Consider the following 24,853-nt stretch of genomic DNA (forward strand, 5'->3'; position numbering starts at 1 on the left):
CATCTATGCAAGCCAGCTTAACGCGTGGATTGCGAAGAAGCCTTGTCGCAAGAATCAGTCTGGTTAACAGAAGGACCGACCGTGACCGAATTCTGGAGCAAGCGGCAGGTGCGCACCCGGCTGGGATTCCAGACCGATGCCGAACTGGCCCGCTTCTTTGGCATCAGCCGTTCCGCAGTGTCGCAATGGCCGAAGGATTTCCCGATTCCGGCCCTGCGGCAGTACATCCTGCATCAGCGCTATCCGAACCTGTTCCCCACGACAGAAGCGTCGGCGGGCGAATCCATCTGACTTGCGCCGCCTTTTGTCGCATTTAGCACTCTAAGCGCAATTTGCTAAGTATGCTTAGCGAAATAGGCAAGATCGATCGATCTGAGGGTCACAATCGGCGCCATCTACTGGAGTCATCGGTCCATGGTTCCCGCGGCCTGTCGGCTTCACCCCATCCGGGGGCCCCGGGGTCCCGTATGTAGTTTCGTGAACGATTAATAATTTCAATCGCTAAAGTCGCCGCATGTAATTGACCTGTCGTGAAATCTATGACTAATTGGAGTCAACCAAGCGTGAAGCCTGGGAGTCTTTCAGTAGCACGCAAGTGAGTCGGTAGACCGTCAACAATGCAGAACAAGTCCAACGGAGGTCGTATGGAATACGGCATGCATGGCTTGGCTGAACGGGTACGCCGCGAACTGGAAGCCAGTTACCACAAACACGGATGCGGTCCGGCGTTCTGGGATACCTACCAGCAGGTGCTGGACCGTCTGGTCCCGCAGGGGACCGAGCGTACCGAAGTCACCAACGAAATGGCGCTGATCATCGAACAGCTGGGCATCGTCCGGCGTGCGCAGCTTGTGCCGCCGCACGCCAGCGGGTCGCGTTGATTCAGAGCAGGCGCCAGGCGCCGCAGGCAAGCAGCGCTAGCAACAAGGACAGCAGCGCCAACGTCCGGGGTCGCCACAGGCGCTTCGGTTGTCCGGCCATTGCCTGCGGACTGCAGTAGCGCACCAGCCCCGGACCGAAACCGGCCCGGTGCTGTTGCCCTGCGCAGGCTTCCAGGCAGGCGCCGCAGGCCAGGCAATCGGCCTGCGGCCCCTGGCGGATGTCCAGTTGCATCGGACAGGCGCTGACACAGGCGGCGCAGTCCGTGCAGTCACCGAGACGATCGGCACTGAAGGTCGGCATCGGTCCGGCCAGCAGCGGATGCGCGGCCCGGAACACGTAATCCTGCGCGGTGGTCGGGTCGAGCAGGCCACGCCCCCGTCCCAGCACGCCGCCGAGGCCGGAGGGACGCGGCCCTCGCGGCTCGCCGCGGCGAGCGTCGTACAGCATGCGTGGCGTATGCGGATCGGTCAGCAGCGGCTGCATGCGTGCGAACGGGCACAACGAACGGCAGACCTGCTCGCGCAGGAAACCGGCGTTTCCCCAGGTGGCAGCGGCATAGAACAGTACCCAGAACGTTTCCCAGCCGCTCCAGCCAGCGTTTGGCGCGGCGGCCAGCAAGCCGGTGATCGGGCTGAACAGGCCGACGAAGGTAATGCCGGTCCACACTGACAGCAGTCCCCAGGCAAGCTGGGTGACCGGGCGTACAGCAGGTGCCGGCAGCATGCGGGCCGCGCTGCGGGCGATCCAGTCGAAGGCGCGCCGCCACAGCGTCTGCGGGCAGGCATGGCCGCACCAGATGCGTCCGGCGAGGTGGGTAAGCAGCGCCAGGCCGACGGCCAGTACCGCCAGCAGGCCGATCAGTACGCCGACGTCGCCGGGCCACAGGGTCCAGCCGAACAGGTCGAATCGCCGCGCGTTGATGTCCAGCAGCAGCGCCTGGCGGCCCTCCCAGCGCAGCCACGGCAGTGCGTAGAACAGCGCCAGCAGGGCGGCGCTGAGCGTGCCGCGCCAGTGCCAGGGACGGGGAGTCCGGGTACATGACGTGCTCATCCCAGCGGCAGCTCGTCGTCGTCATCGCTCGGCATGGGCCGCTGCAGGTACCAGGTGACCGCGCTGGACAGTGCCGTCACCGACCAGAACATGAAGAATCCCGCCGTGTAACCCAGTTCGCGGCTGATTGCGGTGCCCGGGAAACTGATGGCCTGCAGGCGCAATGGATCGACGAAGGCGAAGAACACCACGCTGGCCACGCCGGCGGCGATGAAGCTGGGCCAGAGGATGGCGCCCCACTGCTGGATCAGCCGCTGGCGGCGGTTGGGATAAGGTCTGTTCATGCTGTCCCGGATCGAAAAGTGGGCGGCGCGTATACTTCGCCAGGGTCGGCGCCGCATCCGCAGGGCATGCTTCCTGCAAGCGTGCCAGCCTAGGCGCAGCGGACTGCGCCGACATTGATCTGGATCAACGGTGGTGATGGCCGGCTGCGGCACACTGCCGGCACGCTTTGGGTACCCCGATGAACGCAACACCGCCGCCTGTCCTCCCCGTCGCCTCGCCCGAGTTGTGCACCGAGCAGGAAGTGACCCGCCTGGTTCACGACTTCTATGCGCGCGTGCGCGAGGAAGAGCGGCTGGGGCCGGTGTTCGGCGCGCACGTCCACGATTGGCCCGAGCACCTGGCGCAGCTGGTCGACTTCTGGTCGGCGATGCTGCGCGGCACCCGCCGGTTCAAGGGCTCGCCGATGTCCAAGCACATGGCCATCGAGCTGGACAAGGACCTGTTCGACCGCTGGCTGGTGCTGTTCCGGATCACCACCGCCGAATGCAACAACCCGCCGATGCAGGAGCTGGCCAACGACGTGGCCGCGCGCATCGGTGACACCTTCTGGAAGCGCTACCAGATGCTGCGCTGGCCGCAGGTCGGCCTGCCGGTGCTGGGGATCCCCGGCAAGGATTGATCTGGGTCAAGGCGGCGCGGGCCGCCCGGCGCGATGCTGGCGGCATGGACACGTTCTCTCCCGCCGCCGGTGGCCTGGCCTGGACCTTCGACCCCGATCTTCTGCGCCGGCACGACCGGCCGGGCCCGCGCTACACCTCGTACCCGACCGCGCCGCATTTCCATGATGGCTTCGACGCGCCGGCGCTGCGCCAGGCGATCGCCGACAGCAACCAGCTGGCCCGCGCGCTGTCGTTGTACGTGCATGTGCCGTTCTGTTCCAGCCCCTGCTTCTACTGCGGCTGCAACCGGGTGATCACCCGTGATCGCGGTCGTGGCCACAGCTACGTCTCACGCGTGCTGGCCGAGGCCGACCTGCTGGCGCCGCAGTTCGATGACGGCCGTGAGGTGATCCAGCTGCACCTGGGCGGTGGTACGCCGAACTTCCTCGATGCCGAAGCGATGACCACGCTGGTGGAAGGATTGCGCCGGCGCTTCGATTTCAGTGATTCGCCGCAGCGCGATTTCTCGATCGAACTCGATCCGCGCTTCATCGACACCCGCGACGTCGCCATGCTGGCGCGGCTGGGGTTCAACCGGGCCAGCCTGGGCGTGCAGGATTTCGATCCGCAGGTGCAGGAATCGATCAACCGCGTGCAGGGCGTGCAGCAGACGCTGGACATCCTGCGCGCCTGCCGCGACAGCGGCATGCGTTCGGTCAACGTCGATCTGATCTATGGGTTGCCGGGACAGAGCCTGGAAGGCTTCGGTCGCACCCTCGAGCTGGTGCTGGCGCTGCGCCCGGACCGTCTGGCGGTCTACGGCTACGCGCATCTGCCGCATCTGTTCCGCGCGCAGAAGCAGATCGACGAAAGCCGCTTGCCGTCACCGGAAGACAAGCTGGCGCTGCTGGGCCTGGCGGTGGAGAAGCTCTCCGCGGCGGGCTACCAGTACATCGGCATGGATCACTTTGCGTTGCCGGAAGAGGATCTGTCGCGCGCACAACGCGCCGGCCAGCTGCATCGCAACTTCATGGGCTATACCACCCACGCCGATACCGATCTGCTCGGCCTGGGCGTGAGTGCGATCAGCCACATCGGTGCCACCTACAGCCAGAATCCGCGCGACCTGCCGTCGTGGGAGGACGCGGTGGACCAGGGTCAGTTGCCGGTCTGGCGCGGCGTGGCGTTGAGTGCCGACGACCAGTTGCGCGCGGAACTGATCCAGCAGCTGATGTGCCAGGGCGAGGTGGATGGCGTGCTGCTGGGGCAGCGTCACGGCGTGGATTTCGAGCAGTACTTTGCCGAGGACCTGCGTTCGGTACAGCGGCTGCAGGAAGACGGCCTGGCCGAATACCGCGATGGCGTGGTGCGTGCCAGCGAACCCGGGCGACCGCTGCTGCGGTTGCTGGCGATGTGCTTTGACCCGTATCTGCGTGCAGCACATGAGCAACCGCGTTACTCGCGGGCGATCTGATTCAGGGGGCAACGTGCTGGCGACGCCAGTCTAGCCGCCACTCCTCTTCTCGTCATCGGCCCAACGTAGGACCTCGGACCTCTTCCACTTTTCTCGTTTCCGATCTGGAGTGGGGCAGGGAAGCTGGGGCGGCAAGCCAACCTTTCGAGGAAGCCCCGCCCATTGGGCCTTGCCTCCGGCGTCGTCAGGCCCAATAGGACTGCACAGGAATCTGCACTGAGCCAGCGCTCGCCCTCGATCATCGCGGCCAGGACTGTAATTGACGGGCCCGGAACAGTAGGTTCGATCATGGCGCCTCCTCAGCCGAGCTCAAGATGCTGGAAGCTGCGCCGGGCTTGCGCGGGTGCGACGGGTACTCAAGCCACTGCAGTACCTCGGCCATTTCCTGGATGGTCTGTTCGAACGAGTCTCCAGGCGCCACGGAATGTGCGACCTCTGGCCATTCCTGCGCCATCATCTGTGCCGATGCACGGGCTTGGTTGATCTTGGCTCCGTCGGCAGCGGCGAAGATCCCAAACCTGATTGCGCGCCGGATAGGCAACCATATCCTCTACAGCGAGAACCTGGAGACGGAGATAGTCACGTTCGAGGTCGGGCTGGATGCCCTGAACTGCATGCCGGGCGACGTGATCCAGGTGGCCGACGCCAACCGCGCCGGCCGCCGGAACTCCGGCCGGATCAGTGTCGCCAGTGGGAATAGCCTTACGCTGGACGTGGTGCCGCCCACGATGGAGGTCGGAGACCTGCTGCGCGCCACGCCGCCGAACGAGCGGCGAGCGGGAGACTTCCACATGACGAGCGACAACCGGATCTTCATTTCCCGGCTGCAGACGGTTCAGCAGACCATGATCTCCAACATGTTCCCGGTGGTCGGCGCGACAAATGGGGCAGCAGAATGCCACGATCTTCATCGTGGACCTGACCGAGGTGCCGCTGGGGTTCGGGTGAGGGTAGCCCCTCACTCCGCCGCAACGGACGCTGCGGCCAGATGGCATCCATACGCTATCCCGCCCAGATCACCGCTGCCTACCTACATGGCCAATGGATCACGCTTCGAAGTCAGGGAGCCTAACCGCCAACTTTTCCTACCACCGAGTAAAGTGGCTCTAGGACCCATTCGTACAGTCGCCTGCGCTCTCCCATAATGTCCGCCTCCAAGCGCATTCCCGGACGCAGCGCTTCTGGTGTCCCATACGCCAGAACACTTTGCTTATCCAAGGAAACAAGCACCCGGTAGACGGGTTCTCCCCCTTCCCCTTTGGAACTGGCAGCTGCAATTGCACTTCGAGAAACACGAATGACCGTACCTTCGTGACTACCAAATTTCTGATATGGATAGGCCAAGTAACGCAAGAGCACGCGATCGCCGGGCTTGACGAATCCAATTGCGGCGCTCGGGACCAACAATTGTGCGCGCAACTGTGATCCTTCAGGCAGCAGACTAAGAATCGGCTGGCCGACTTGCACCGCCTGTCCCGCTTCTACCAACCTACTGGCAACGAGACCAGAGACCGGAGCACGCAGCAGCAACTCGCCGCTGGCCTCGGCCTGAACGGACTCCTGGTTGAGCGTCGCCAAGTCACGTTCGCTTGTAGCCCGGGCAGCACGCCGCTGCTCGGGGAGTTCCGCAAGCGACTGGTCCAGTTGAGCTAGCGTCCGGCGCATCGACGTTGCTTGACGCTGTAGAGACTGCTGTGCATTGAGCATGTCCAGCATCGATTGCTCCTGCTGACCAAGTTGTATCAGGCTGACATAACGTTGATCGACGACTTGGCGGAAGCGCTGAACGGTTTCCTGGCCAATGCGCACCTGCTCCCCACGAGTGTGGATTTCGCCTTCGATTTGCTTTAACTCGCTACGCAATGCGTCGCGTTGCTGCTCAATACCACGCTGCTGAACCTGCAATTGTCTATCCTGCGCGTCCTGAAGCGTGCCCAGGCTCACGGCCCGAGTTTCTTGCCCATCACGCATGACCTTAAGTGCATCGTCGCCAGCTGCAGTGACTCGCGGCACGTTGATCAAGAGCAGTGCGGCCTGCTGTTGGACGTGGTCGCCTTCTTCTGCATGCAGAGTGGCGACAACACCTGCAGAAGGTGCTACCACGGTGGATAAGCCGAGATCCGGAATCAGCTCACCTTCCACCCTGGAACGTCGGGTGTACTCTCCAAAGGTGAAGAAGCCCAGCACGACGGCAGCAGAGGTGGCCGCCAAGGCTGCGAGCACCCACAACCTTATGGGCTGAGCAAGTGAGATGCTTCCAAGCCAATTTCCTCGCTTCGCTTCAAGGACTTCCCGGCGAAACAGCCCGTTCATGCAAGCACTTCAGTGGTCACTGACTGTTCGCACTCTCGGCTTGTCGAAGAGCACAGTTCGCGAACAATAGCGCCGGCATGCATGACCAGCACTCGATCGGCGCTGGCAATCGTCTCCGGACGATGCGCGATGATGACGCGCGTCAGGTCGAGCTGACGCACCGCATCGTTGACCAGGCGTTCGCGCTCCACGTCAAGGTGGCTGGTGGCCTCGTCCAAGAACAATAGCTGGGGTTTCCGGTACAAGGCTCGCGCCAGGATCACCCGTTGCTTCTGTCCACCAGACAAGGAGGTGCCCATATCAGCAATCAAGCTGTTGTATCCCATAGGCATTGCTGCTATGTCGTCATGAACCGCTGCGAGTCTGGCAGCTTCCATGATGCGATCTTCGTCTACGTTTTCGTTCTCAAAGCTGATGTTATCGCTGATGCTTCCTGCAAAGAGTTGATCGTCCTGCATTACGGCCCCAATGACGCGACGATAGTGCTCCATTCCTATTTTATGCATGGGAATACCTCCTATCCGGATCTGCCCTTCGGTTGGCGTTAGCAGCCCAAGCAACAGCTTCAGTAGTGTGGTCTTCCCGCACCCAGATGCTCCAATAATCGCCACCGACTCTCCGGGGCCGATCGTCAGGTTGCAATTGCGGAGTACCCAGGGCTCTCCCGATGCGTATCGAAAGCCCAGGCCTTCCACCTCTATGCGTAGCTCCGCAGGCAAGTCCTGTCCGCAAGACCGCTCTCCGGTAGCTTCAGGCTCGGTCAGTACAATGTCAGACAAGCGCTCTCCATGCAGTCGCAGCATTCGGAATTCCATCCATTTGTCGATCAGACCGCCAATCCTTTGAGCAAACTGGTCCTTATAGGCAAGGTAGGCGATGAGCATGCCAACAGAGAAAATGTTCTGCATCGCCAAGACTGCGCCGATCCAGACGACCGCGATACGCTCCATGCCAAAAATGAGCTGACTGGTGCTGTTGAACGCCAGCCCAAATCGCGCGAGCCAAACATCGCGATTGATCGTTTCATTCATCAGGTTGTAGTAGCCCGAGCTACGTAGCGTTTCTCTGCCTGCAATCTTGATGGACTGCACACCGCGAATTGACTCCATTAGATGACTTTGCTGATGGGCCGATGCGATCAGTTGCCGCTCAGTACCGTTGCGAAACGCGCGAAATGCCAAGGCGCGTGCAGACAGGTAGAGGCCGACGGCGAGCAGCGTCACCAAGGCAAGCTTCCAGCTGTAAAGTAGCATCATGCCAAGCGTAACGATTGCCATGACGCCATCAATCAATGCTTCCACAAAGCTTGTCGTAAGGGTTCGTTGGATGGCCTGCACGCTGCCCATGCGTGAGGTGATATCACCCAGGTGACGCTTCTCGTAAAAATCAACTGGGAGCCGAATCAGATGGCTAAACACGTTTCCTGTCCATTGCAGGCCGAGCCGATTGGAGAGATGGATGACAGCCCACCCCCGCACCACTCCAATACCGATCTGCAGTAGCAGTGCAAACCCAAACCCGATGCCGAGGACCGTCAGCAGATCACGATCGGCCGCGATCAACACCTGATCGACGACCCACTGCATGAAGAATGGGGCCAGCAGCACAAAGACCTGCAACGCCAGCGATAGAAGAAGAATGAGTCCAAGTGCACGCCATAGACCACTGACTCTGCCGGTCAATTGTGAGATTGCGATCGCGGGTGGCGGCGCAGATGGACGCATATCAGCACCAGGGCTGAGCTCCAAAGCAATTCCCGTGAAGTGCTGCGAAAAATCAGCCAAGGCCAGAACGCGTTTTCCAAGTGCCGGATCAAGGACCGTAACGTGGCGCTTGTGGACGCGCGTGAGCACAACGAAGTGATTGAGGTCCCAATGCAGAATGCACGGGAGCTTCAGTTCTGCCAAATGCTCCAAATCCAATCGCAGTGGACGGCACATGAAACCCATCTTCGCGGCGATGTCCATCAGCTGCGAAAGCGTTGCGCCTTTGAGAGATAGCGAATGCTGCCGGCGAAGCTCACGTAGACCTATGCGATTGCCATGGTGGGAGGCGACCATGGCCAAGCAAGCAAGGCCGCACTCCGCAGCTTCGGATTGCACAATGGCGTCCATGCGTGCTCCGTCTTTATTTCGGTTTTGCGAGTGAGGCGTGACTGCCGCAGGCGTCACCGTTATAACTCGGAATGAACGATGCCTCGCACCTGATCATCTATCCATCGCGGCGCGTGTGATCGCTACTCCCTTGTGCTGGAGGGTCCTGCAATTTATATCAGGATGATTGCGCTTTTGCAGGACACATTTCCGATGATGAGGTTGCTGCATCTCTCTTCGCCATATCTTTCCCGACATGGTACGCGCCGACCAGTGCCAAAAATCCCAAGCAAAGTGCCGCATAAATGGTGATAGCTTTGCGATCCTTTAGGCCAATGAAAGCTACGCAAAGGAAAGCACCGATAAAGAAAGTGGCGCTGACGGATAAGCCCAAAATGATCAGCGCAAAAACACTCAATATCGCTATCTCGCGATGCGCACTTGATCCTGCAGAGAGAGGGGCCTCTTTCATGGTGTCTCCAGTGGTGTGCTTACGCCTCATAGCGTCAGCGCCCTCGAAAAGGCGCTGACGTTTTTTTTGCAAAGTACTACTGGTTAAGCCAAATTAGCGAGCAGGGCACTGGAGAGCGTCACGCGCCGCCATATCTTTCCCTACCTGATAGGCAAAGGCCAATACTGCGCCAACGGTGCCGGCTACTACCAGCGGGTTGCCGCCGGAAACTTGCTCGACTTCATTCATGTCGAGTTCGATAACTTCATTGTTCATGGGCACGTCCTTTTGATGTGGGGTCACTGGATGATTAGCATTGATTGTTTGCGTAGTAACCGAGCAGAAGCATTGCGCCTACTACCGGGGACGCCACGAACGTCCCTGCGATAATCGTCTTTGTCGTACTTCCCATTCCGCCGGAAACGCTTAGAACCTGTTCATTCGTCAACGTATGCATTGCTTCACTCTCCTGTGTTGGCGCAATTCCCTGCGCCTGGGTGTCGGGGCTTCCGACGACTCCTTGCTCCGTCTCATTCTTGCGCAATGCTACCCAAGGGCTGATTTATCAATCTAGCGAAGGGTTGGCTTGGATTGGAGGTAAACATGGGGGGGCTTGGAGTCAAGTGTTTTCTTAGGTGTTCCGGGTTTCGATCTGGAGATGGAGATGGAGATGGAGATGGAGATGGGGATGGAGAGGAAGGGGCTGTGCTTGGCAAGAATTTTTTGTGCCTCGCCCTTTGTGCGATGCAACGCTGGTCTTGGCAGTCCTCGCTTTGTATCCGCAATGGGGAGTGGAAGTTGTGGGCATCGTTTTTTTTGCAATTTGTTGCAGTTGTTGGCTCAAGTGACATCTACAACTGGTGTTTGCCCGGTTTGCCGTTGGGGGCCTAACTCCCGGGATCGGCGTTATCGGCTTGTCGTTCCCTTGGTGGTCCTGTCAGAGGTGAGCGGCAATCTCCCTGCATTGGTTAGGAACCCAATCGAGCTAGACAGATTTTCCCTGGTGACACCGTCTTGCCACCTCCATTTCCGCGCACCCGTAACGGTCTAGCTGCGTGTCTGGTTGTTTGCCTGCACCTGGGAGGCCGGATGGGATGTGGTCATCCCCCCAACTGCGGGCGATCTCAGAAGCTGGCTCGTGGTAGTAGAGCATCAAAGACTTGAGGTCTCGATGTTCGGTGATTCTGGCCAGCTGCAGGATGTCGAGCTTCTTCGATAGCCTCCAGATAGCCTCTGCACGGCTGTCGTGGAAATGCACTTCCCGATCGCCCGCTGAGTCGCGGACCTTCCGCCAGAGCGCATCACGAACGCCTGACGTGATCTGGAGATGGGCCCGAAGCCGAGGGGTAGTGTCTTCAGAGCCTCGCAGGCCCGCCGACTAAGCGGTACGTCTCTCGCGTCGCCGTTCTTGCTAAGCTGGAGATACGCGTCGTGACCGGCCTTTCTGCTGCTGTGGCCAGCGAACGTCCGACATGGCGCTTTACTTGATCCACTTCCATTCCCGGGGCGTAGTCTCGAACACAGGCCGCATCAGGTTCATTTCACGAGCAACCGTCCCCGGCTTGACCTGCCTAAGCCTGGTATCTCGCCAAGCGATGATGTCCGAACTGTCGACTACCGCGATGCGCCGGTCCAAGAGCGGCAGAGATCTCCCAAGTCGCGATGCGGACCGACTCCCATCGCTCGCCAGTTCTCTTGGGCGCTTTCTCCTTGACTTAGTGGCGCATGGCTTCGCGCAGAGATTTGTCCGGAAGCTTCCCACCTCGCAGCTCGGCCTCTCGTTCTAAAGCCCACTTGGCAGCTTCCTGCTTCGTGTGCTTTGTAGTGGAGTCACGAACGCCGACGATACACACCAGCACGTGCCACTTGTTCCCTGATCGTTGGATGCTGGCCATGGCTGCATCATATGGGGAAAATTTGGGGAGAGTGGCCGGGCAAGTCCGGGCGAATCGTGGTGATCGCGAAGAACTCGATCAACCTAAGTGCCTGATTGCGTGCCGATTCGGGGTGAATCGTAGCGAACACGTAGGCTCCCCAAAACATGCGCTGGTGCCCGGAGCCGGAATCGAACCGGCATGGGGTTGCCCCCGGCGGATTTTAAGTCCGATGCGTCTACCAGTTTCGCCATCCGGGCCTGCAGCGCGGCGCCGATTGTAGCCCACCTGCGGTTCCGCAACCGGATTGCATCATGGCCGCGGCGTGCTTAACTGTCGATCGCATTCATGTCATAGTCCCTGCCATCGTTCCCAGGGGGGAGCCACCTGATGTCGCTGCACGCGATTGCCTATGCCAGTGAGGCCCGCGCCGATCTGCAGACAACCGATCTTGACCGCCTGCTGGCCGACGCCACGGCATTCAATCGTGTGGCCGGTGTCACCGGTGTGCTGATGTTCGACGGAGCGCGCTTCCTGCAGTATCTCGAGGGCCCGGAGGACGGCATCGATTCGGTGTTCCAGCGCATCCTCAATGCGCGCAGCCACGGGCAGCTGAAAGTGTTGTGCCGTGCCCCCGTGGTGCAGCGCGCATTTCCGCGCTGGTCGATGGGCACGCGGCGGATCGAACCGGAGCTGCTGGCACAGATCGTCGACGCCGCGTGGCCCGGCTTCCTGCTTGGCAGCGGTGGATTCGAGCGCCTGCTGCAGGCCTGGACCGGCGCCGACGGCGAACTGGAACCGGCCGCGGTGGCGTTGGGGTCCTGAGCCCGCCTTGGCGGCAGGGCGCCGGGGCCGGTAGGCTGTAGCCTTTCTGGCGCAGGTTTTCCGGAGTGGTGCAGCAGATGAGTGTGTTGGCCGAGGCCATGGCAGCGTATGTGCGATCGCATCCGTTGCGCGGGATGTGCCGATGAGTGCGCCGGTAGCGGCGGCCAGCGCACCCCGGTTTGCGGTGATCGGCCTGGGCTACGTCGGCCTGCCGTTGGCGGTGGCGTTTGGCCGGCAGTGGCCGACGTTGGGTTTCGATATCGATGCCGGTCGCATCGCCGAGCTGCGCAACGGCCAGGACCACACGCTGGAAATGGAATCCGACGAGCTGGCCAGTGCGCAGCTGCTGCAGTACGGCAGCGATCCGGCACTGCTCGATGCCTGCAACGTCTACATCGTCACCGTGCCGACCCCGATCGATGCTTACGAGCAGCCCGACCTGGAGCCCCTGCGTTCGGCGACACGGCTGATTGCCAGTCATCTTCGCGCCGGCGACCTGGTGATCTACGAGTCCACGGTCTACCCCGGTACCACCGAGGAAGTGTGCGTGCCGCTGCTGGAGCAGGGTTCGGGCCTGCGCTTCAACGAAGACTTCTATTGCGGCTACAGCCCGGAACGGGTCAGCCCCGGCGACCGCCAGCGGCGCCTGGCCGACATCCGCAAGATCACTTCCGGCTCGACACCGGAAGTTGCTGCGGTGATTGATGGTCTGTACCAGCGCATCATCGCCGCCGGTACCTTCCCGGCACCGTCGATGCGGGTGGCCGAAGCGGCCAAGGTGGTCGAGAACATCCAGCGCGACGTCAACATTGCGCTGGTCAACGAGCTGGCCCTGATCTTCGACAGGCTGGGCATCGATACCCAGGACGTACTGGACGCCGCCGGCAGCAAGTGGAATTTCCTGCCGTTCCGGCCGGGGCTGGTCGGCGGCCATTGCATCGGCGTGGACCCGTACTATCTGCTGCACAAGTCCGAGAGCGTGGGCTATCACCCGGACCTGATCCACACCGCACGACAGGTCAACAACCGCGTCGGCGAGCACGTGGCGGCGCGGGTGCTGGCGATGCTGGCCGAGCGTGGCTGTGCGCCGGCGGACGCACGCATCCTGGTGCTGGGCGTGACCTTCAAGGAGGATTGCCCGGACCTGCGCAACAGCCGCGCGCTGGAACTGGCGCAACGCCTGCGTGATGCCGGTGCGCAGGTGGAGGTCAGCGACCCCTGGGTCGGCCCGGCGGCGCTGACCGGCGAGGGCCTGGATTGGCTGGCCGATCCCGGGGCGGGGTGCTATGACGCGGTGGTGCTGGCAGTGGCCCACGCCCGTTTCAAGGCGATGGATGAATCCGCAATCCGGGGGCTGCTGGCGCCGGGAGGCCTGGTCTACGACGTGAAATCGGCCTGGCCGCGCAACGTGGTTGACGATCGCTTGTAAGCCTTGGCAGCGGGCGGCGCGGTAGACTCGGGGGCAGTTGCAACCGAGGAAAGCCATGCACCGGTATATCGTCTACCTGCTCGCCATCCTGATGTTCCCGATATGCCTGTGGCTGGCCACGATCTGGCCGGCCTGGTATTGGGGCGTCGGCCTGACTGCCGCGATGGTGGCGCTGGGGACCTGGGACCTGCTGCAGAAGCGCAGCACGCTGCGCCGCAACTATCCGGTGATGGCGCACTTCCGCTACGGGCTGGAATCGATCGGCCCGGAGATCCGCCAGTACTTCGTGCAGAGCGACCTGGAAGACGTGCCGTTCTCGCGCCAGCAGCGTGCACTGATCTACCAGCGCGCCAAGAACGAGATGGACACGGTGCCGTTCGGCACCCTGCGCAGCACCTATGCGGTGGATTACGAGTGGATCAACCATTCGCTGGCACCGACTGCCATCGCCAAGCATGACTTCCGTGTGTTGATCGGCCCGAACTGTGCCAAGCCTTATTCGGCCAGCGTGTTCAACATCTCGGCGATGAGCTTCGGTTCGCTGTCGGCCAATGCCATCCGCGCGCTGAACGAAGGCGCACGCCGCGGTGGCTTCTATCACGACACCGGCGAAGGTTCGATCTCGCCCTACCACCGCGAGATGGGCGGCGACCTGGTGTGGGAGATCGGCTCGGGCTACTTCGGTTGCCGTGACGAGAAGGGCGGTTTCAGCGAGGAACGCTTCGTTGCCAATGCCACCCATGATCAGGTCAAGATGATCGAGATCAAGTTGTCGCAGGGCGCCAAGCCCGGCCACGGTGGTGTGCTGCCGGCGCCAAAGGTGACCGCCGAGATCTCGGTGACGCGTGGCGTGCCGATGGGTGTGGACTGCGTGTCGCCGTCGCGCCACTCAGCGTTCTCGACGCCGGTCGAGCTGTTGCAGTTCGTTGCGCGCCTGCGCGAACTGTCCGGTGGCAAGCCGGTCGGTTTCAAGCTGGCCATCGGCCACCCGTGGGAGTGGTTCGGCATTGCCAAGGCGATGCAGGAAACCGGGCTGCTGCCGGACTTCATCGTGGTCGACGGCGCCGAGGGTGGCACGGGTGCGGCACCGGCGGAGTTCGTCGACCATGTCGGCGTGCCGATGCACGAAGCGCTGCTGTTGGTGCACAACACCCTGGTCGGCCTGGATCTGCGCGATCGCATCCGCATCGGTGCGGCCGGCAAGATCACCAGCGCGTTCGACATCGCGCGGACCATCGCGCTGGGGGCTGACTGGTGCAATGCCGGCCGAGGCTTCATGTTCGCGCTGGGCTGCATCCAATCACTGAGCTGCCATACCGACAAGTGCCCGACCGGCATCGCGACCCAGGACCCTGCACGCTGGAAGCATCTGGATGCACCGGACAAGGCCACCCGTGTGTACAGTTACCACGAGCACACGCTGCACGCCCTGAAGGAGCTGCTGTGTGCGGCGGGCCTGAACGATCCTGCCGAGCTGGGGCCGGAGCACATCCTGCGCCGCGTCTCACCGGTGGAAATCCGTTCGCTGGCCTCGCTGTACCGCTACCTGGAACCAGGCGAACTGCTGCACAAGGTGCCCGACCATGCGGTGTTCCATGCGTTCTGGGCCGATGCACGCAGCGACTCGTTCCAGCCGCCGCCGAAGATCCAGGCGCTGCGCGCCAGCAAGTCGCGGTAACCGTTGCTGTAGCGTCGAGCCATGCTCGATTGCCTTTCGATCAGGCGTCGAGATTAACGATTCTGTAGAGTCGAGTCTTGCTCGACTGCCTTTCAATCAGACATCGCGATGTTGGAACGAAGAACAGCCGAGCATGGGCTCGGCTCTACAAGGAGGCGTCATGCAGTTCAGGACCGGCACCATGGATGATGTGGCCAGGCTGTGGGCCCTGCGTACGCGCTGCGTGCGCGAGACCTGCTGCAGCCACTACCCGCCGGAGGTCATCGCGCCGTGGTCGGCCTCGCCACCGCCGCTGCAGTACGCGAGGCTGCTGGGGCAGGGTGGTTGCGTGGTGGCCGAGGACGGGCAGGGTGTCCTGCTCGGGTTCGGCGTGTTTGATACCGATGCCAACGAGGTTGATGCGTTGTTCGTCGATCCGGATCGCGGCGGCAAGGGCATCGGCCAGGCGCTGATGCAGCGCCTGCTGGCGATGGCCGATCGTGATCGTGAGGTAGTGCTGTCGGCCTCGCTCAACGCCGTGCCGTTCTATCAACGGCAGGGCTTTGTCAGCGTGCGCGAAGAGACCTATCCGCATCCCAGCGGCGTGGCGCTGGCCTCGGTGAGCATGCGCCGGCCGTGGTGATGTAGCGTCGAGCTTGCTCGATGGTTTTTGTAGAGTCGAGCCATGCTCGACTGCTCTATCGCCTGAATCAAAAGCAGTCGAGCATGGCTTGTATGTTCCTCCCGGCTCCTACGCGGTATGTAGGAGCCAGGGTGGAGGGACCGTCAAGCATGCATCTGCGGATACTAGCCGACAGACGAGTCGAGCGATCCCCATCCCGCACACGAACGTCGATAAAGGATCGTACGGCCCCCAAAGGGGATCGTCGATGTAGGCAAGCTAACGTCGGTGCGGTACCACCCCAGCCCCTTAAAGATAGCTGGGAGCCGTACAAATGTCTGATTCTCTCGATATTGGCGTGGACGTGGACTCCAAGGAGTTCGTACCGGCAGTGGCCGACCGCAAGGCCGGCGACAGGATCGCTAACACCCGGGCCGGCATAGCCCAGTGGCTCAACACCTTGCCCCAGCGATGCCGGATTGGCATGGAGGCGACGGGGCGGTACTACGAGTTGTTGGCTCGGATGGCTGGCCAGGCAGGCCACGTTGTCTATGTGATCAATCCACGTCTGATCAAGCACTACAGCCGGGCGACGGGCTCGCGTGGCAAGACGGACGCCATGGACGCCGAAGCGATCGCCCGGTACGTGAAGAAGGAGAACGATCGCCTGCGTGAATACGTACCGCGTACCGACGAGCAGCAACAGATGCACGATTTGCTGCGCAAGCGGCAGACGCTGGTAAAGACACGCGCGCGCCTGGAGCAATCCTTCGGGGTAAGCAAAAGTGCCCCCGGGGAGCTGTCAGATCTGTTCTGCGCTCTGGCTGGGACGCTGTCCGAGCTGGAAAGCGAACTGCAGCGCTTGGGTCGCGATGGAGAGCATGGCGCGCTCTACAAGCGCCTGTTGACCATCCCTGGTATCGGCCCTGCCGTCGCCGCTCACCTGATTTACTACATGACGCGCTGGCCGTTGGCCAACGCCAACGCGTGGATCGCCTGCACGGGCCTGGATCCCCGGCCCAACGAGTCTGGCGGAAGAACGGGACGGCGTCGGCTGTCCAAACAGGGCGCGCCAGTGCTGCGCCAGATGCTCTACATGGCCGCAATGGGGCTCAAGCGGTGTCGTCGGGGGCAACCGCTCTACGACGAGCTGTCAAAACGCGGTCACCCCAGCACCGCCGTCTTCAACATCCTGGCCAGAAAGCTGGCCAGGATCGCCTGGGGTGTCTTCAAAAGCGGCCGGGACTTCGATCCGGCCATGCTGAAGGTGGGTCAAGCCTGCTTCCAGCAGGCTTGACCACGAACATAGGATCTCGACTCTACAACGCAGGTGTCACCGCGCCGCCAGCCACCCGATCACGCCTTCCGCAGCACGCAGGCCACTGGCGTAGCACGCGGTCAGCAGGTAGCCACCTGTCGGCGCCTCCCAGTCCAGCATCTCGCCGGCACAGAACACGCCGGGCACTGCCCGCAGCATCAGGCCATCATCCAGTGCATCCAGGCGCACGCCACCGGCGGTGCTGATCACCTCGGCCATCGGCCGGGGGCGCAGCAGGCGCAGGGGCAGGCGCTTGAGCGTAGCTGCCACGGCAGGCAGATCGTTGCCCGCTTCCTTGCCCAGCATCTCGAACACCAGTGCGGCTTTCACTGCATCCAGGCCGGCCTGGCGGCGCAGGTGCTCGCCGAAGCTGCGACCCTTGCGAGGGCGTGACAGGTCGGCCAGCAGGCGTGCTTCATCGCGGCCCGGCACCAGGTCCAGCCACAGCATCGCGTGGCCATCGCGGTTGATGGTCTCGCGCAGGTCTGCGGCCAACGCGTAGATCAGGCTGCCTTCGATGCCGTACTCGCTGGCCACGCATTCGCCCTGCAGCGACTGCGGTTGTCCCGCCAGGTCCAGCCAGTGCGCGACCACCGGCTTCAACGGTGCGCCGGCATTGCGCTCGGCGAAGAACGGCGTCCAGTCCACGTCGAAACCGCAGTTGGCCGACTGCAGCGGTGCGATGTCCACGCCACGTGCCTGCAGTGGCGAGACCCAGGCGCCGTCGCTGCCCAGCTGCGGCCAGCTGCCGCCGCCCATGGCCAGCACGGTAGCATCGGCATGCACTTCAACGGCGCCGTCTTCGGTTTCAAATCGCAGGGCGCCGTCGTCGCTCCATCCGATCCAGCGGTGGTTGGCGTGCAGGCGCACACCCTGATCTTTCAGGCGGCGCACCCAGCCGCGCAGCAGTGGGGCTGCCTTGCGGTCGACCGGGAACACGCGGCCGGAGCTGCCCACATAGGTCTCCACGCCAAAGCCGGCAGCCCAGTCGCGCAGCGCCTGCGCGTCGAAGCCGTCCAGCCAGCGTCCCACGGTAGAGGCCTGCTCGCGGTAGCGGCTGTCGAACAGCGGCCGCGGATCGGAATGGGTGAGGTTGAGCCCGCCCTTGCCGGCGATCAGGAACTTGCGGCCGGGCGAACCCTTGGCCTCGTACAGGTCCACCTGCAGCCCAGCGGCGCGCAGGCGCTCGGCGGCGAACAGGCCGGCCGGGCCGCCGCCGATGACGGCGACCCGTGGAGGCGTTGCGGTATTACGGTTTGACATCGAGCAGCTCGACATCGAACACCAGCGACGAGCCGGCCGGGATCGGGCCAACCCGGCGGTCGCCGTAGCCGTAGTCCGGCGGGATCATCAGCGTGCGCTTGCCGCCGACCTTCATGCCGGCCACGCCCTCATCCCAGCCGCGGATGACCTGGCCGGCGCCGAGCGCAAAGGTGAACGGTTCGCCACGGCTGACCGAGCTGTCGAAGGTCTTGCCGTGCTTGGTTTCGGTGCGGTTGTCGTAGATCCAGCCGGTGTAGTGCACGGTGACCTTGTTGCCGGCAACGGCTTCGGCGCCGGTACCCGGGACGGTATCGATGCGCTCGAAGGTGGTCAGGGTGCCACCCGGCGGTGGGCCGGACGGTTCGGTCGAGCAGCCAACGGCGGCGAGGGACAGCAGCAGGGGAAGCAGCAGGCGGCGCATCGGGCGTCTCCGGAAGGGCGCAGGGCGAGGGCGGCAAGGGTAGCGCATCGGCGCCGGGTATCATGGGGGCATGGCAAAACTCCTGCTCAATCTGCGCAATGTCGGCGACGACGAATACGCCGATGTCTGCACGCTGCTCGACCAGCACGGCATCGCCTGGTATCGCACCGAACCCAGCCCCTGGGGCATTTCCAACGGCGGCCTGTGGCTGCGCGAGGACGCCGATCATCCGCGTGCAAAGGCGCTGATGGCCGAGTACCAGGCCGAACGCGGGCCACGCATCCGTGCCGAGCGCGAGCAGGCGTTGCGCGAGGGGACGGCGGAGACCTTCGGTAGCCTGTTCCGGCGCCGGCCGGTATATGTGGTGCTGGTGCTGGTGGCGATGGCCGGTGCGGCGGCGCTGGTGCTGCTGCCGTTCGTGCTGTTGCGGGGATAAGGGGTTTCGGCCGGGTTGCACCCGGCACCCGCCGATGCCAGGGCAACTACAACAGCAACAGCAACAGCAACAGCAACAGCAACAGCAACAGCAACAGCAGGCAATCCGTGGTGGGCAGGGCGGTGCGGGCAGGCGGGACACGCCGTAAACCCGTCCATGGGGGCTCGATGGCGCCATCCATGGCGCCAACGGTCCCGCCTGCCCACACCGCCCCGCCTCTGACAGATTCCGGGTGCCTGCCGGGGTCGGATCCCTCTGCCGCGCAGAGGGCTCTGACCCCTGAAACTGTCCGTGCGGGCGGGAGGCGCTAAAATAGCGGGATGATCGCCAATACCGCTGCCTACCATTTCGCCGTCATCGACGCTCCCCAGGTCTTGTGTGACCAGCTGCTGGCGCGTGCCGAGGCGGCGCAGCTGCGCGGCACGATCCTGGTGGCGGGCGAGGGGCTGAACCTGTTCCTGGCCGGTGCGCCGGAGGCGGTCGAAAGTTTCTATGCGGCGCTGCATGCCGATGCGCGCTTTGCCGATATGCGGGTCAAGACCAGCCTGAGCGAGCATCAGCCGTTCGCGCGGCTGAAGGCCAAGGTGAAGGACGAGATCATCAGCTTCCGCCGTGATGACGGCCAGCCGCTGGAGTATCCGCGTGCACCGGCGGTCGATCCGGCTACCGTGCAGCGCTGGTTGCGGCAGGGGCATGATGACGCCGGCAAGCCGGTGGTCATGCTCGATACGCGCAATCTGCAGGAAGTGGAGTACGGCACCTTCAAGGATGCGCTGGTGCTGCCCATCCACAAGTTCACCGACCTGCCCGAGGCATTGGCGCCGCACCGCGAAGCGCTGAAGGACAGCACCGTGGTCAGTTTCTGCACCGGCGGCATCCGCTGCGAGAAGGCCGCGCTGTGGATGGTCAACGATGGCATGGACAATGTGCTGCAGCTCGACGGCGGCATCCTCGGCTACTTCGAGGAGGTGGGCGGCGAAGGTTACGAAGGCCGCTGCTTCGTGTTCGACGAGCGCGTGGCGCTGGATGCCGAGCTGAAGCCGATGGTCGACCAGCCGCTGCCGGAGCCGCGCCCCAGCGCGTTCTGACGCTTCCTTGGTAGAGCCGTCCGCTGGCCGGCTGCGAAGCGATCTACCTGTATGCCGGCCAGCGGCCGGCACTACCAATCGCGCTTGGCGCGGATCAGGGCACCCCGGATCGGTCCGGCGGGCCCTGAACCCGTCCCACGGGAATCAGCATCCCGCCACCGTCACTGGCCGCCGCGCCCGACCGACCCCATGCATGGGGGATCCTGTGACGGAAAACTGCTGATGATCCCGTTGTCGATCCTTGACCTGGCCCCGGTCTGCGAGGGCAGTGACACCACCGCTGCCTTCGCCAACATGCTGGAACTGGCCCAGCACGCCGATGCGCTGGGCTACCGCCGCTACTGGCTGGCCGAACACCACAACATGCCCGGCATCGCCAGCGCGGCCACCGCCGTGCTGATCGGTCACGTGGCAGGTGGCACAAAGCGCATCCGCGTCGGTGCCGGCGGCATCATGCTGCCCAACCATGCGCCGCTGCAGGTGGCCGAGCAGTTCGGCACGCTGGCCTCGCTGTATCCGGACCGCATCGACCTCGGCCTGGGCCGTGCACCGGGCACCGATCAGCCGACCGCGCGTGCACTGCGCCGCTATTTCGACAGCGCCGACCAGTTCCCGCAGGACGTGCGCGAGCTGCTGCATTACTTCGAACCGGTACAGCCCGGGCAGGCGGTGCAGGCGGTTCCGGGTGGTGGCCTGCGGGTGCCGACCTGGATCCTCGGTTCCAGCCTGTTCGGTGCGCGCATGGCCGCCTCGATGGGCCTGCCATACGCGTTCGCCTCGCACTTCGCACCGGACGTGATGGACGAAGCGCTGGCGGTGTACCGACGCGAGTTCCGCCCCTCGGCCACGCTGAAGCAGCCGCACGCGATGCTGGCCCTGAACGTCGTTGCCAGCGACAGCGAAGCCGAATCGCGGCGCCTGTTCACCAGCCAGCAGCAGAGTTTCGTGAACCTGCGTCGTGGCCGACCGGGCAAGATTCCGGCACCCATCGACGACATCGAGTCCTTCTGGGAGCCGCACGAAAAAGTGGGCGTGGAGCGGGCACTGGCCTGCACCGTGCTGGGGGATCCGCAGCAGGTGGCGGAAGGCATCGCCGCGTTTGTCGAGCGCCACAAGCCGGACGAGCTGATGCTCACCGCCAACCTGTATGACCACCGTGCGCGCCTGCGCTCGTTCGAACTGGCGATGCAGGCCTGGCACGCCCGCCACGCGGGCTGAACAATTGCGTCACGGCCCATTGCGGCCGAACCGCGTCTGATGGGGGCTCATATCGAAGGAGCCCCCACATGGCCGACACCCGCGCCGAACACATTGCCCAGCTGGCAGAACTGATCAAGGACGTGGAGGTGGCGATGTTCACCACCACCGGCGTCGACGGCCGCCTCTACAGCCGGCCGCTGGCCACCCAGCAGGTCACCTTCGACGGTGATCTGTGGTTCGTCATCACTGCCGACAGCCCGAAGGTGGCCGAGATTGCGCTCGACCCGCGCGTCAACGTGGCCTATGCCTCGCCATCGAAGAACACCTGTGTGTCGGTGGCCGGGCGCGCGCGCGTGGTTGATGATCGCGCGAAGATCGAGGAACTGTGGTCGCCAGCGATGAAGCTGTTCTTCCCGGGCGGCAAGGACGACCCGAACCTGCGCCTGATCCAGGTGCGCGCCGACTCGGCCGAGTACTGGGATGGACCGGGCACGCTGCTGGGCACAGCGCTGAGTTTCGTGCTGTCAGCCGTGCAGGACGAACCGGCGGCGTTGGCCGACAACGGATTCATCGACCTTCGATGATGGCCGATGTCCGGTATTGGTAGTGCCGGCCGCTGGCCGGCAAACCTCGAAACGTGGCAGCCGGCCAGCGGCCGGCTCTACCGGATTCCGGCTCAGAACCAGCGCTGGAACAGCTCCACCGTGTAGCCCACCAGCTGCCCCGAACTGAAACCGAAGAACGCGATCGCCGCCAGCGCCGCGATCCAGTTGAACAGCATCAGCGCGCCATCGCGTTCCAGCAGTGCCAGCGAGAACAGCAGCAGCTGGAAGCCGAACAGGAAGTTGGTGAACGGAATCGGCAACGACAGCAGCAGGCCCAGCAACACCAGCAGCAGGCCGCTGAAGGCATGCGCCGGCAGCGGTGTCAGCAGCTGCGGCAGGCGCGGTTTCAGCATCTTGTCCAACCGCCGCAGCGGGCGGTCGATGCGGTCCAGGAAGCGGTGCATGGTGCCGCGCTTGGGCCCGCGGCGGGCGATGAAGCCGGGCAGCCACGGCCGGCGCAGGCAGAACAGCATCTGCAGGCCGATCAGGATCACCAGCGGGCCGCTGACCGCGCCGCCCATGCCCGGGATCGGGATGAACGATGGCAGGATCGCCACGAACAGGAACACGCCGAACGCGCTCTGCTGCAGGTTGCACAGGATCTGGCCGAGCGGCATGTGCTCGGCCGGGTCGCCGGAGGCGAACATCTCCAGCAGGGTGCGGATGCCCTCGTTACGGTAGGCCGGGCGCTCAACGCCCGGACCCTGGCCGGCCTCAGGCGGTGAGCTCATCGGCCTGCTCGTCGGACAGCGTGCGCAGCAGCAGCTTGTCCACCCGCGCACCATCCAGGTCGACCACCTCGAAGCGCCAGCCGGCCCAGTCGAAGTACTCGCCCGCGTGCGGGATGCGGCCGAAGTAGTGGATGCACATGCCGGCCAGCGTGTAGTAATCGCCATCCTCGGCATCGGGCAGATCGTTGCTGCCGATCAGCTCGCGCAGGTCCTCGATCGGCAGCGAGCCGTCCACCAGCAGCGAACCGTCTTCGCGGGTCACCACCAACGCATCTTCATCGGCGTTCTCCACCGCCTGCAGGCGGCCGACCACCGCGCCCATCAGGTCGCTGATGGTCACCAGGCCCTGGATCTCGCCGTACTCGTCCACCACCAGCGCCATCGACTGCTGTTCCTCGCGGAAGATCTCCAGCAGCTTCATCGCGTGGGTCGATTCGGAGACGTACAGCGGTTCGCGCAGGGTCTGGAACAGCGCGTTGTCGCCACGCGCCATGCGTGTGGCCAGCGATTTCAGTTCCAGCACGCCGACCACGTCCATGTCATTGTCGCGCAGCACCGGGTAGCGCGAGAACTCGTGCTCGGCCATGATTTCCAGGTTGCGCTCCAGCCCAGCCTGGGTATCCAGCCAGGCGATGCGGTTGCGCGGGGTCATCAGGCTGTCGGCGGTGCGGTCGCCCAGGCGCATGACGCGGTTCATCATGTCGCGCTCGTGGGCGTCGATCACACCGGCCTCGTGGCTCTCGGCCACCAGCATGCGGATCTCTTCTTCGGTCACCGAGGCAACTTCGTCCTTGCCTAGCCCCATCAGGCGCAGGACCAAGCGGGTCGAATGGGACAGCAGCCACACGGCCGGGAATGCAATTCGGGCCAGCCAGCCCATCGGCAGGGCTACCATGCCAGCGATGTCTTCCGAACGGGTGATGGCCAGGCGCTTGGGCACCAGCTCACCGAAAATCAGCGTCAGGAAGGTGATCAGCGCCACGGCCAGCGTCTTGCCGATCAGGTTCGACAGCGGCTGCGGATTGCCGAACAGGGTGATGGTGTCGGCCAGCGACGGGAACAACACCTGAAGGTGGTGGGCGATGCTGTTACCGATGGCCTCACCGCCGTACACGCCGGTCAGGATGCCGCCCAGGGTGATGCCGATCTGGACGGTGGACAGGAAGTTCTCCGGCTTCTCGGACAGCTCAAGCGCCTTGGCGGCGCGCTTGGAAGTGCTGGCCATCTGCTTCAGGCGGCTCTTGCGCGAGGTCATGACCGACATTTCGGACATGGCGAAGAAGCCGTTGAACACGATCAGGGCCAAAACTATCAGGATCTCAAACACGGGCGTCGTCCCCGGTTGGTGGCAGGGAGGGCGGGTGCTTGCGATGGCGGCTGGCGCTCAGGAACAGGGTCCGGCGCGGCGCAGGGGGGTAAGGGTCGTCGTCCATAAGGTGCGCCCGAAGGCGCGCTGGCATCTTAGCAAAGGGGCGTGGCAGGGTGGCAACCGCCTGTTCAGGTTGGGTCTTCCAGAGCCCCGGAAGGGGGCAGGGATACCCGTGATGGTCATCTAGCCGTCATAATTCCGTCTGGTGCCGTCCTTCCCGCGACGGCTGACAGGTTTCTCAATGTTCTCTCTGCAGACCATTTTCGGTTCCGGCAAACAGTTCTACACCCTGCTCGATGAGGCTGCCGTCGCGGCTTCCGACGCCGCCAAGGCGCTGCATTCCATGCTGCGCGAGGCCGACCGCCAGCCCGCGCTGGACGCGTTCAAGCTGGCCCGCCTGCGCGAACGCGCGGCCTCGGACAAGATCAGCCAGGCGCTGGTGGACAGCTTCATGACCCCGATCGAGCGCGAAGACATCGAAGCGCTGGGCTCGGCGCTGTACAAGATCCCGAAGCAGATCGAGAAGTTCGCCGATCGCTATTCGCTGGCCACGACCCACCTGGAGCACATCGACTTCGCGCCGCGCGCGGCGATGCTGGAACAGGCTGCCGGCGTGGTGGTGGAGATGGTGGCCGACCTGCGCCACATGAACCTGGACCGGATGACCGCTCTCAACGAGAAGCTGCGTTCGCTGGAGAACGAGGCCGACCGCCTGATGCTCGAGCTGTACCGCGACATCTACTCGGGCCGCCTGGACAACCTGCAGATGTTCCTGCTGAAGGAATTCTTCGAGATCCTGGAAAAGGCCATCGACCGCTGCCGCGAGGCCGGCGTGGTGGCGTACCAGATCGTGTTGAAGAACAGCTGA

The 24,853-nt window shown here is 63.5% G+C and carries 26 protein-coding genes and 1 tRNA gene; 15 read left to right on the forward strand and 12 right to left on the reverse strand.

Features of this window, described 5'->3' with window-relative positions:
- The first annotated feature begins 81 nt into the window (after positions 1–81).
- Positions 82–291, forward strand: coding sequence for a helix-turn-helix domain-containing protein (locus ACZK3J_RS07970; RefSeq protein WP_032128930.1), 210 nt, complete (start codon positions 82–84; stop codon positions 289–291).
- A gap of 353 nt (positions 292–644) precedes the next feature.
- On the forward strand, positions 645–881 hold the full coding sequence (locus ACZK3J_RS07975; RefSeq protein ID WP_032128931.1) for a hypothetical protein: 237 nt from the start codon (positions 645–647) through the stop codon (positions 879–881).
- A gap of 1 nt (position 882) precedes the next feature.
- On the opposite strand, the gene ACZK3J_RS07980 is transcribed toward ACZK3J_RS07975, so the two are convergent.
- Positions 883–1,932: a 4Fe-4S dicluster domain-containing protein gene (locus ACZK3J_RS07980; protein ID WP_478476729.1), complete on the reverse strand. Its 1,050-nt coding sequence runs from the start codon at positions 1,930–1,932 to the stop codon at positions 883–885.
- On the reverse strand, positions 1,929–2,216 hold the full coding sequence (locus tag ACZK3J_RS07985) for a hypothetical protein (protein ID WP_478476730.1): 288 nt from the start codon (positions 2,214–2,216) through the stop codon (positions 1,929–1,931). The genes ACZK3J_RS07980 and ACZK3J_RS07985 overlap by 4 nt, the downstream gene beginning before the upstream one ends.
- A gap of 179 nt (positions 2,217–2,395) precedes the next feature.
- On the opposite strand from ACZK3J_RS07985, the gene ACZK3J_RS07990 reads away from it, so the two are divergent.
- The 3 genes from ACZK3J_RS07990 to ACZK3J_RS08000 all read left to right on the forward strand — a co-directional run bounded on the left by ACZK3J_RS07990 (position 2,396) and on the right by ACZK3J_RS08000 (position 5,435).
- Positions 2,396–2,836, forward strand: coding sequence for a group III truncated hemoglobin (locus ACZK3J_RS07990; RefSeq protein ID WP_049399954.1), 441 nt, complete (start codon positions 2,396–2,398; stop codon positions 2,834–2,836).
- A gap of 44 nt (positions 2,837–2,880) precedes the next feature.
- Entirely contained in the window at positions 2,881–4,290 is a 1,410-nt protein-coding gene (gene hemN, locus ACZK3J_RS07995) for an oxygen-independent coproporphyrinogen III oxidase (protein ID WP_132809774.1), read from the forward strand.
- Between the two features lie 389 nt (positions 4,291–4,679).
- Complete coding sequence (locus ACZK3J_RS08000) at positions 4,680–5,435, forward strand: phage tail protein (protein WP_223224655.1); 756 nt, start codon at positions 4,680–4,682, stop codon at positions 5,433–5,435.
- Here the strand turns inward: ACZK3J_RS08000 and ACZK3J_RS08005 are convergent.
- The 5 genes from ACZK3J_RS08005 to ACZK3J_RS08025 form a co-directional block, all read right to left on the reverse strand.
- Positions 5,359–6,603 (reverse strand): HlyD family secretion protein, encoded by a 1,245-nt coding sequence (locus ACZK3J_RS08005; protein WP_049461940.1) that lies wholly within the window; start codon positions 6,601–6,603, stop codon positions 5,359–5,361. The two genes, ACZK3J_RS08000 and ACZK3J_RS08005, sit on opposite strands and share 77 nt — an antisense overlap.
- Complete coding sequence (locus ACZK3J_RS08010) at positions 6,600–8,717, reverse strand: peptidase domain-containing ABC transporter (protein ID WP_149908622.1); 2,118 nt, start codon at positions 8,715–8,717, stop codon at positions 6,600–6,602. Before ACZK3J_RS08010 ends, ACZK3J_RS08005 begins: the two co-directional genes overlap by 4 nt.
- A gap of 157 nt (positions 8,718–8,874) precedes the next feature.
- Positions 8,875–9,168, reverse strand: a complete 294-nt coding sequence (locus tag ACZK3J_RS08015) for a hypothetical protein (protein WP_134950612.1) — start codon at positions 9,166–9,168, stop codon at positions 8,875–8,877.
- 93 nt (positions 9,169–9,261) lie between these two features.
- Complete coding sequence (locus ACZK3J_RS08020; protein WP_157805894.1) at positions 9,262–9,423, reverse strand: hypothetical protein; 162 nt, start codon at positions 9,421–9,423, stop codon at positions 9,262–9,264.
- 1,771 nt (positions 9,424–11,194) lie between these two features.
- Positions 11,195–11,281: transfer RNA gene (locus ACZK3J_RS08025), tRNA-Leu, on the reverse strand.
- A 130-nt stretch (positions 11,282–11,411) separates the two neighbouring features.
- On the opposite strand from ACZK3J_RS08025, the gene ACZK3J_RS08030 reads away from it, so the two are divergent.
- The 5 genes from ACZK3J_RS08030 to ACZK3J_RS08050 all read left to right on the forward strand — a co-directional run bounded on the left by ACZK3J_RS08030 (position 11,412) and on the right by ACZK3J_RS08050 (position 16,851).
- Complete coding sequence (locus ACZK3J_RS08030; RefSeq protein ID WP_032128935.1) at positions 11,412–11,846, forward strand: BLUF domain-containing protein; 435 nt, start codon at positions 11,412–11,414, stop codon at positions 11,844–11,846.
- A 142-nt stretch (positions 11,847–11,988) separates the two neighbouring features.
- A complete protein-coding gene (locus ACZK3J_RS08035; protein ID WP_049461936.1) occupies positions 11,989–13,275 on the forward strand; it encodes a nucleotide sugar dehydrogenase in 1,287 nt (428 codons plus the stop codon).
- A 55-nt stretch (positions 13,276–13,330) separates the two neighbouring features.
- Positions 13,331–14,953 carry an FMN-binding glutamate synthase family protein gene (locus ACZK3J_RS08040; protein WP_049420983.1) on the forward strand — a complete coding sequence of 541 codons (1,623 nt, stop codon included), beginning with the start codon at positions 13,331–13,333 and terminating at the stop codon, positions 14,951–14,953.
- Positions 14,954–15,113: 160 nt separating this feature from the next.
- Positions 15,114–15,575, forward strand: a complete 462-nt coding sequence (locus ACZK3J_RS08045; RefSeq protein ID WP_049461935.1) for a GNAT family N-acetyltransferase — start codon at positions 15,114–15,116, stop codon at positions 15,573–15,575.
- A gap of 313 nt (positions 15,576–15,888) precedes the next feature.
- A complete protein-coding gene (locus tag ACZK3J_RS08050) occupies positions 15,889–16,851 on the forward strand; it encodes an IS110 family transposase (protein ID WP_478476732.1) in 963 nt (320 codons plus the stop codon).
- Between the two features lie 36 nt (positions 16,852–16,887).
- Here ACZK3J_RS08050 and ACZK3J_RS08055 read toward each other — a convergent pair whose 3' ends face one another.
- Both ACZK3J_RS08055 and ACZK3J_RS08060 read right to left on the reverse strand, forming a co-directional pair.
- On the reverse strand, positions 16,888–18,135 hold the full coding sequence (locus ACZK3J_RS08055) for a TIGR03862 family flavoprotein (protein WP_478476734.1): 1,248 nt from the start codon (positions 18,133–18,135) through the stop codon (positions 16,888–16,890).
- The gene (locus tag ACZK3J_RS08060; RefSeq protein ID WP_049421508.1) at positions 18,122–18,556 is read right to left on the reverse strand and encodes an FKBP-type peptidyl-prolyl cis-trans isomerase; all 435 of its coding nucleotides are present in this window, start codon (positions 18,554–18,556) and stop codon (positions 18,122–18,124) included. The genes ACZK3J_RS08055 and ACZK3J_RS08060 overlap by 14 nt, the downstream gene beginning before the upstream one ends.
- 70 nt (positions 18,557–18,626) lie before the next feature.
- Between ACZK3J_RS08060 and ACZK3J_RS08065 the strand changes: the two genes are divergently transcribed.
- Positions 18,627–18,992 carry a DUF6164 family protein gene (locus ACZK3J_RS08065; protein WP_132809777.1) on the forward strand — a complete coding sequence of 122 codons (366 nt, stop codon included), beginning with the start codon at positions 18,627–18,629 and terminating at the stop codon, positions 18,990–18,992.
- Between the two features lie 46 nt (positions 18,993–19,038).
- On the opposite strand, the gene ACZK3J_RS08070 is transcribed toward ACZK3J_RS08065, so the two are convergent.
- Positions 19,039–19,173 (reverse strand): hypothetical protein, encoded by a 135-nt coding sequence (locus ACZK3J_RS08070; protein ID WP_478476736.1) that lies wholly within the window; start codon positions 19,171–19,173, stop codon positions 19,039–19,041.
- Positions 19,174–19,312: 139 nt separating this feature from the next.
- Here ACZK3J_RS08070 and ACZK3J_RS08075 point away from each other — a divergent pair, with 139 nt between their 5' ends.
- The 3 genes from ACZK3J_RS08075 to ACZK3J_RS08085 all read left to right on the forward strand — a co-directional run bounded on the left by ACZK3J_RS08075 (position 19,313) and on the right by ACZK3J_RS08085 (position 21,864).
- Positions 19,313–20,080 carry a sulfurtransferase gene (locus ACZK3J_RS08075; protein WP_134950614.1) on the forward strand — a complete coding sequence of 256 codons (768 nt, stop codon included), beginning with the start codon at positions 19,313–19,315 and terminating at the stop codon, positions 20,078–20,080.
- A 222-nt stretch (positions 20,081–20,302) separates the two neighbouring features.
- Positions 20,303–21,298: an LLM class flavin-dependent oxidoreductase gene (locus tag ACZK3J_RS08080; RefSeq protein ID WP_049400370.1), complete on the forward strand. Its 996-nt coding sequence runs from the start codon at positions 20,303–20,305 to the stop codon at positions 21,296–21,298.
- A gap of 68 nt (positions 21,299–21,366) precedes the next feature.
- Positions 21,367–21,864, forward strand: coding sequence for a pyridoxamine 5'-phosphate oxidase family protein (locus tag ACZK3J_RS08085; protein WP_478476738.1), 498 nt, complete (start codon positions 21,367–21,369; stop codon positions 21,862–21,864).
- A 92-nt stretch (positions 21,865–21,956) separates the two neighbouring features.
- Here the strand turns inward: ACZK3J_RS08085 and ACZK3J_RS08090 are convergent, their stop codons facing one another.
- Both ACZK3J_RS08090 and ACZK3J_RS08095 read right to left on the reverse strand, forming a co-directional pair.
- Positions 21,957–22,616 (reverse strand): exopolysaccharide biosynthesis protein, encoded by a 660-nt coding sequence (locus tag ACZK3J_RS08090; protein ID WP_032128944.1) that lies wholly within the window; start codon positions 22,614–22,616, stop codon positions 21,957–21,959.
- A complete protein-coding gene (locus ACZK3J_RS08095; protein WP_134950615.1) occupies positions 22,600–23,943 on the reverse strand; it encodes a hemolysin family protein in 1,344 nt (447 codons plus the stop codon). Before ACZK3J_RS08095 ends, ACZK3J_RS08090 begins: the two co-directional genes overlap by 17 nt.
- A 283-nt stretch (positions 23,944–24,226) precedes the next feature.
- On the opposite strand from ACZK3J_RS08095, the gene ACZK3J_RS08100 reads away from it, so the two are divergent.
- On the forward strand, positions 24,227–24,853 hold the full coding sequence (locus ACZK3J_RS08100) for a DUF47 domain-containing protein (RefSeq protein ID WP_004152833.1): 627 nt from the start codon (positions 24,227–24,229) through the stop codon (positions 24,851–24,853).

The sequence above is a fragment of the Stenotrophomonas sp. 86428_Sma genome (genome assembly GCF_056481585.1).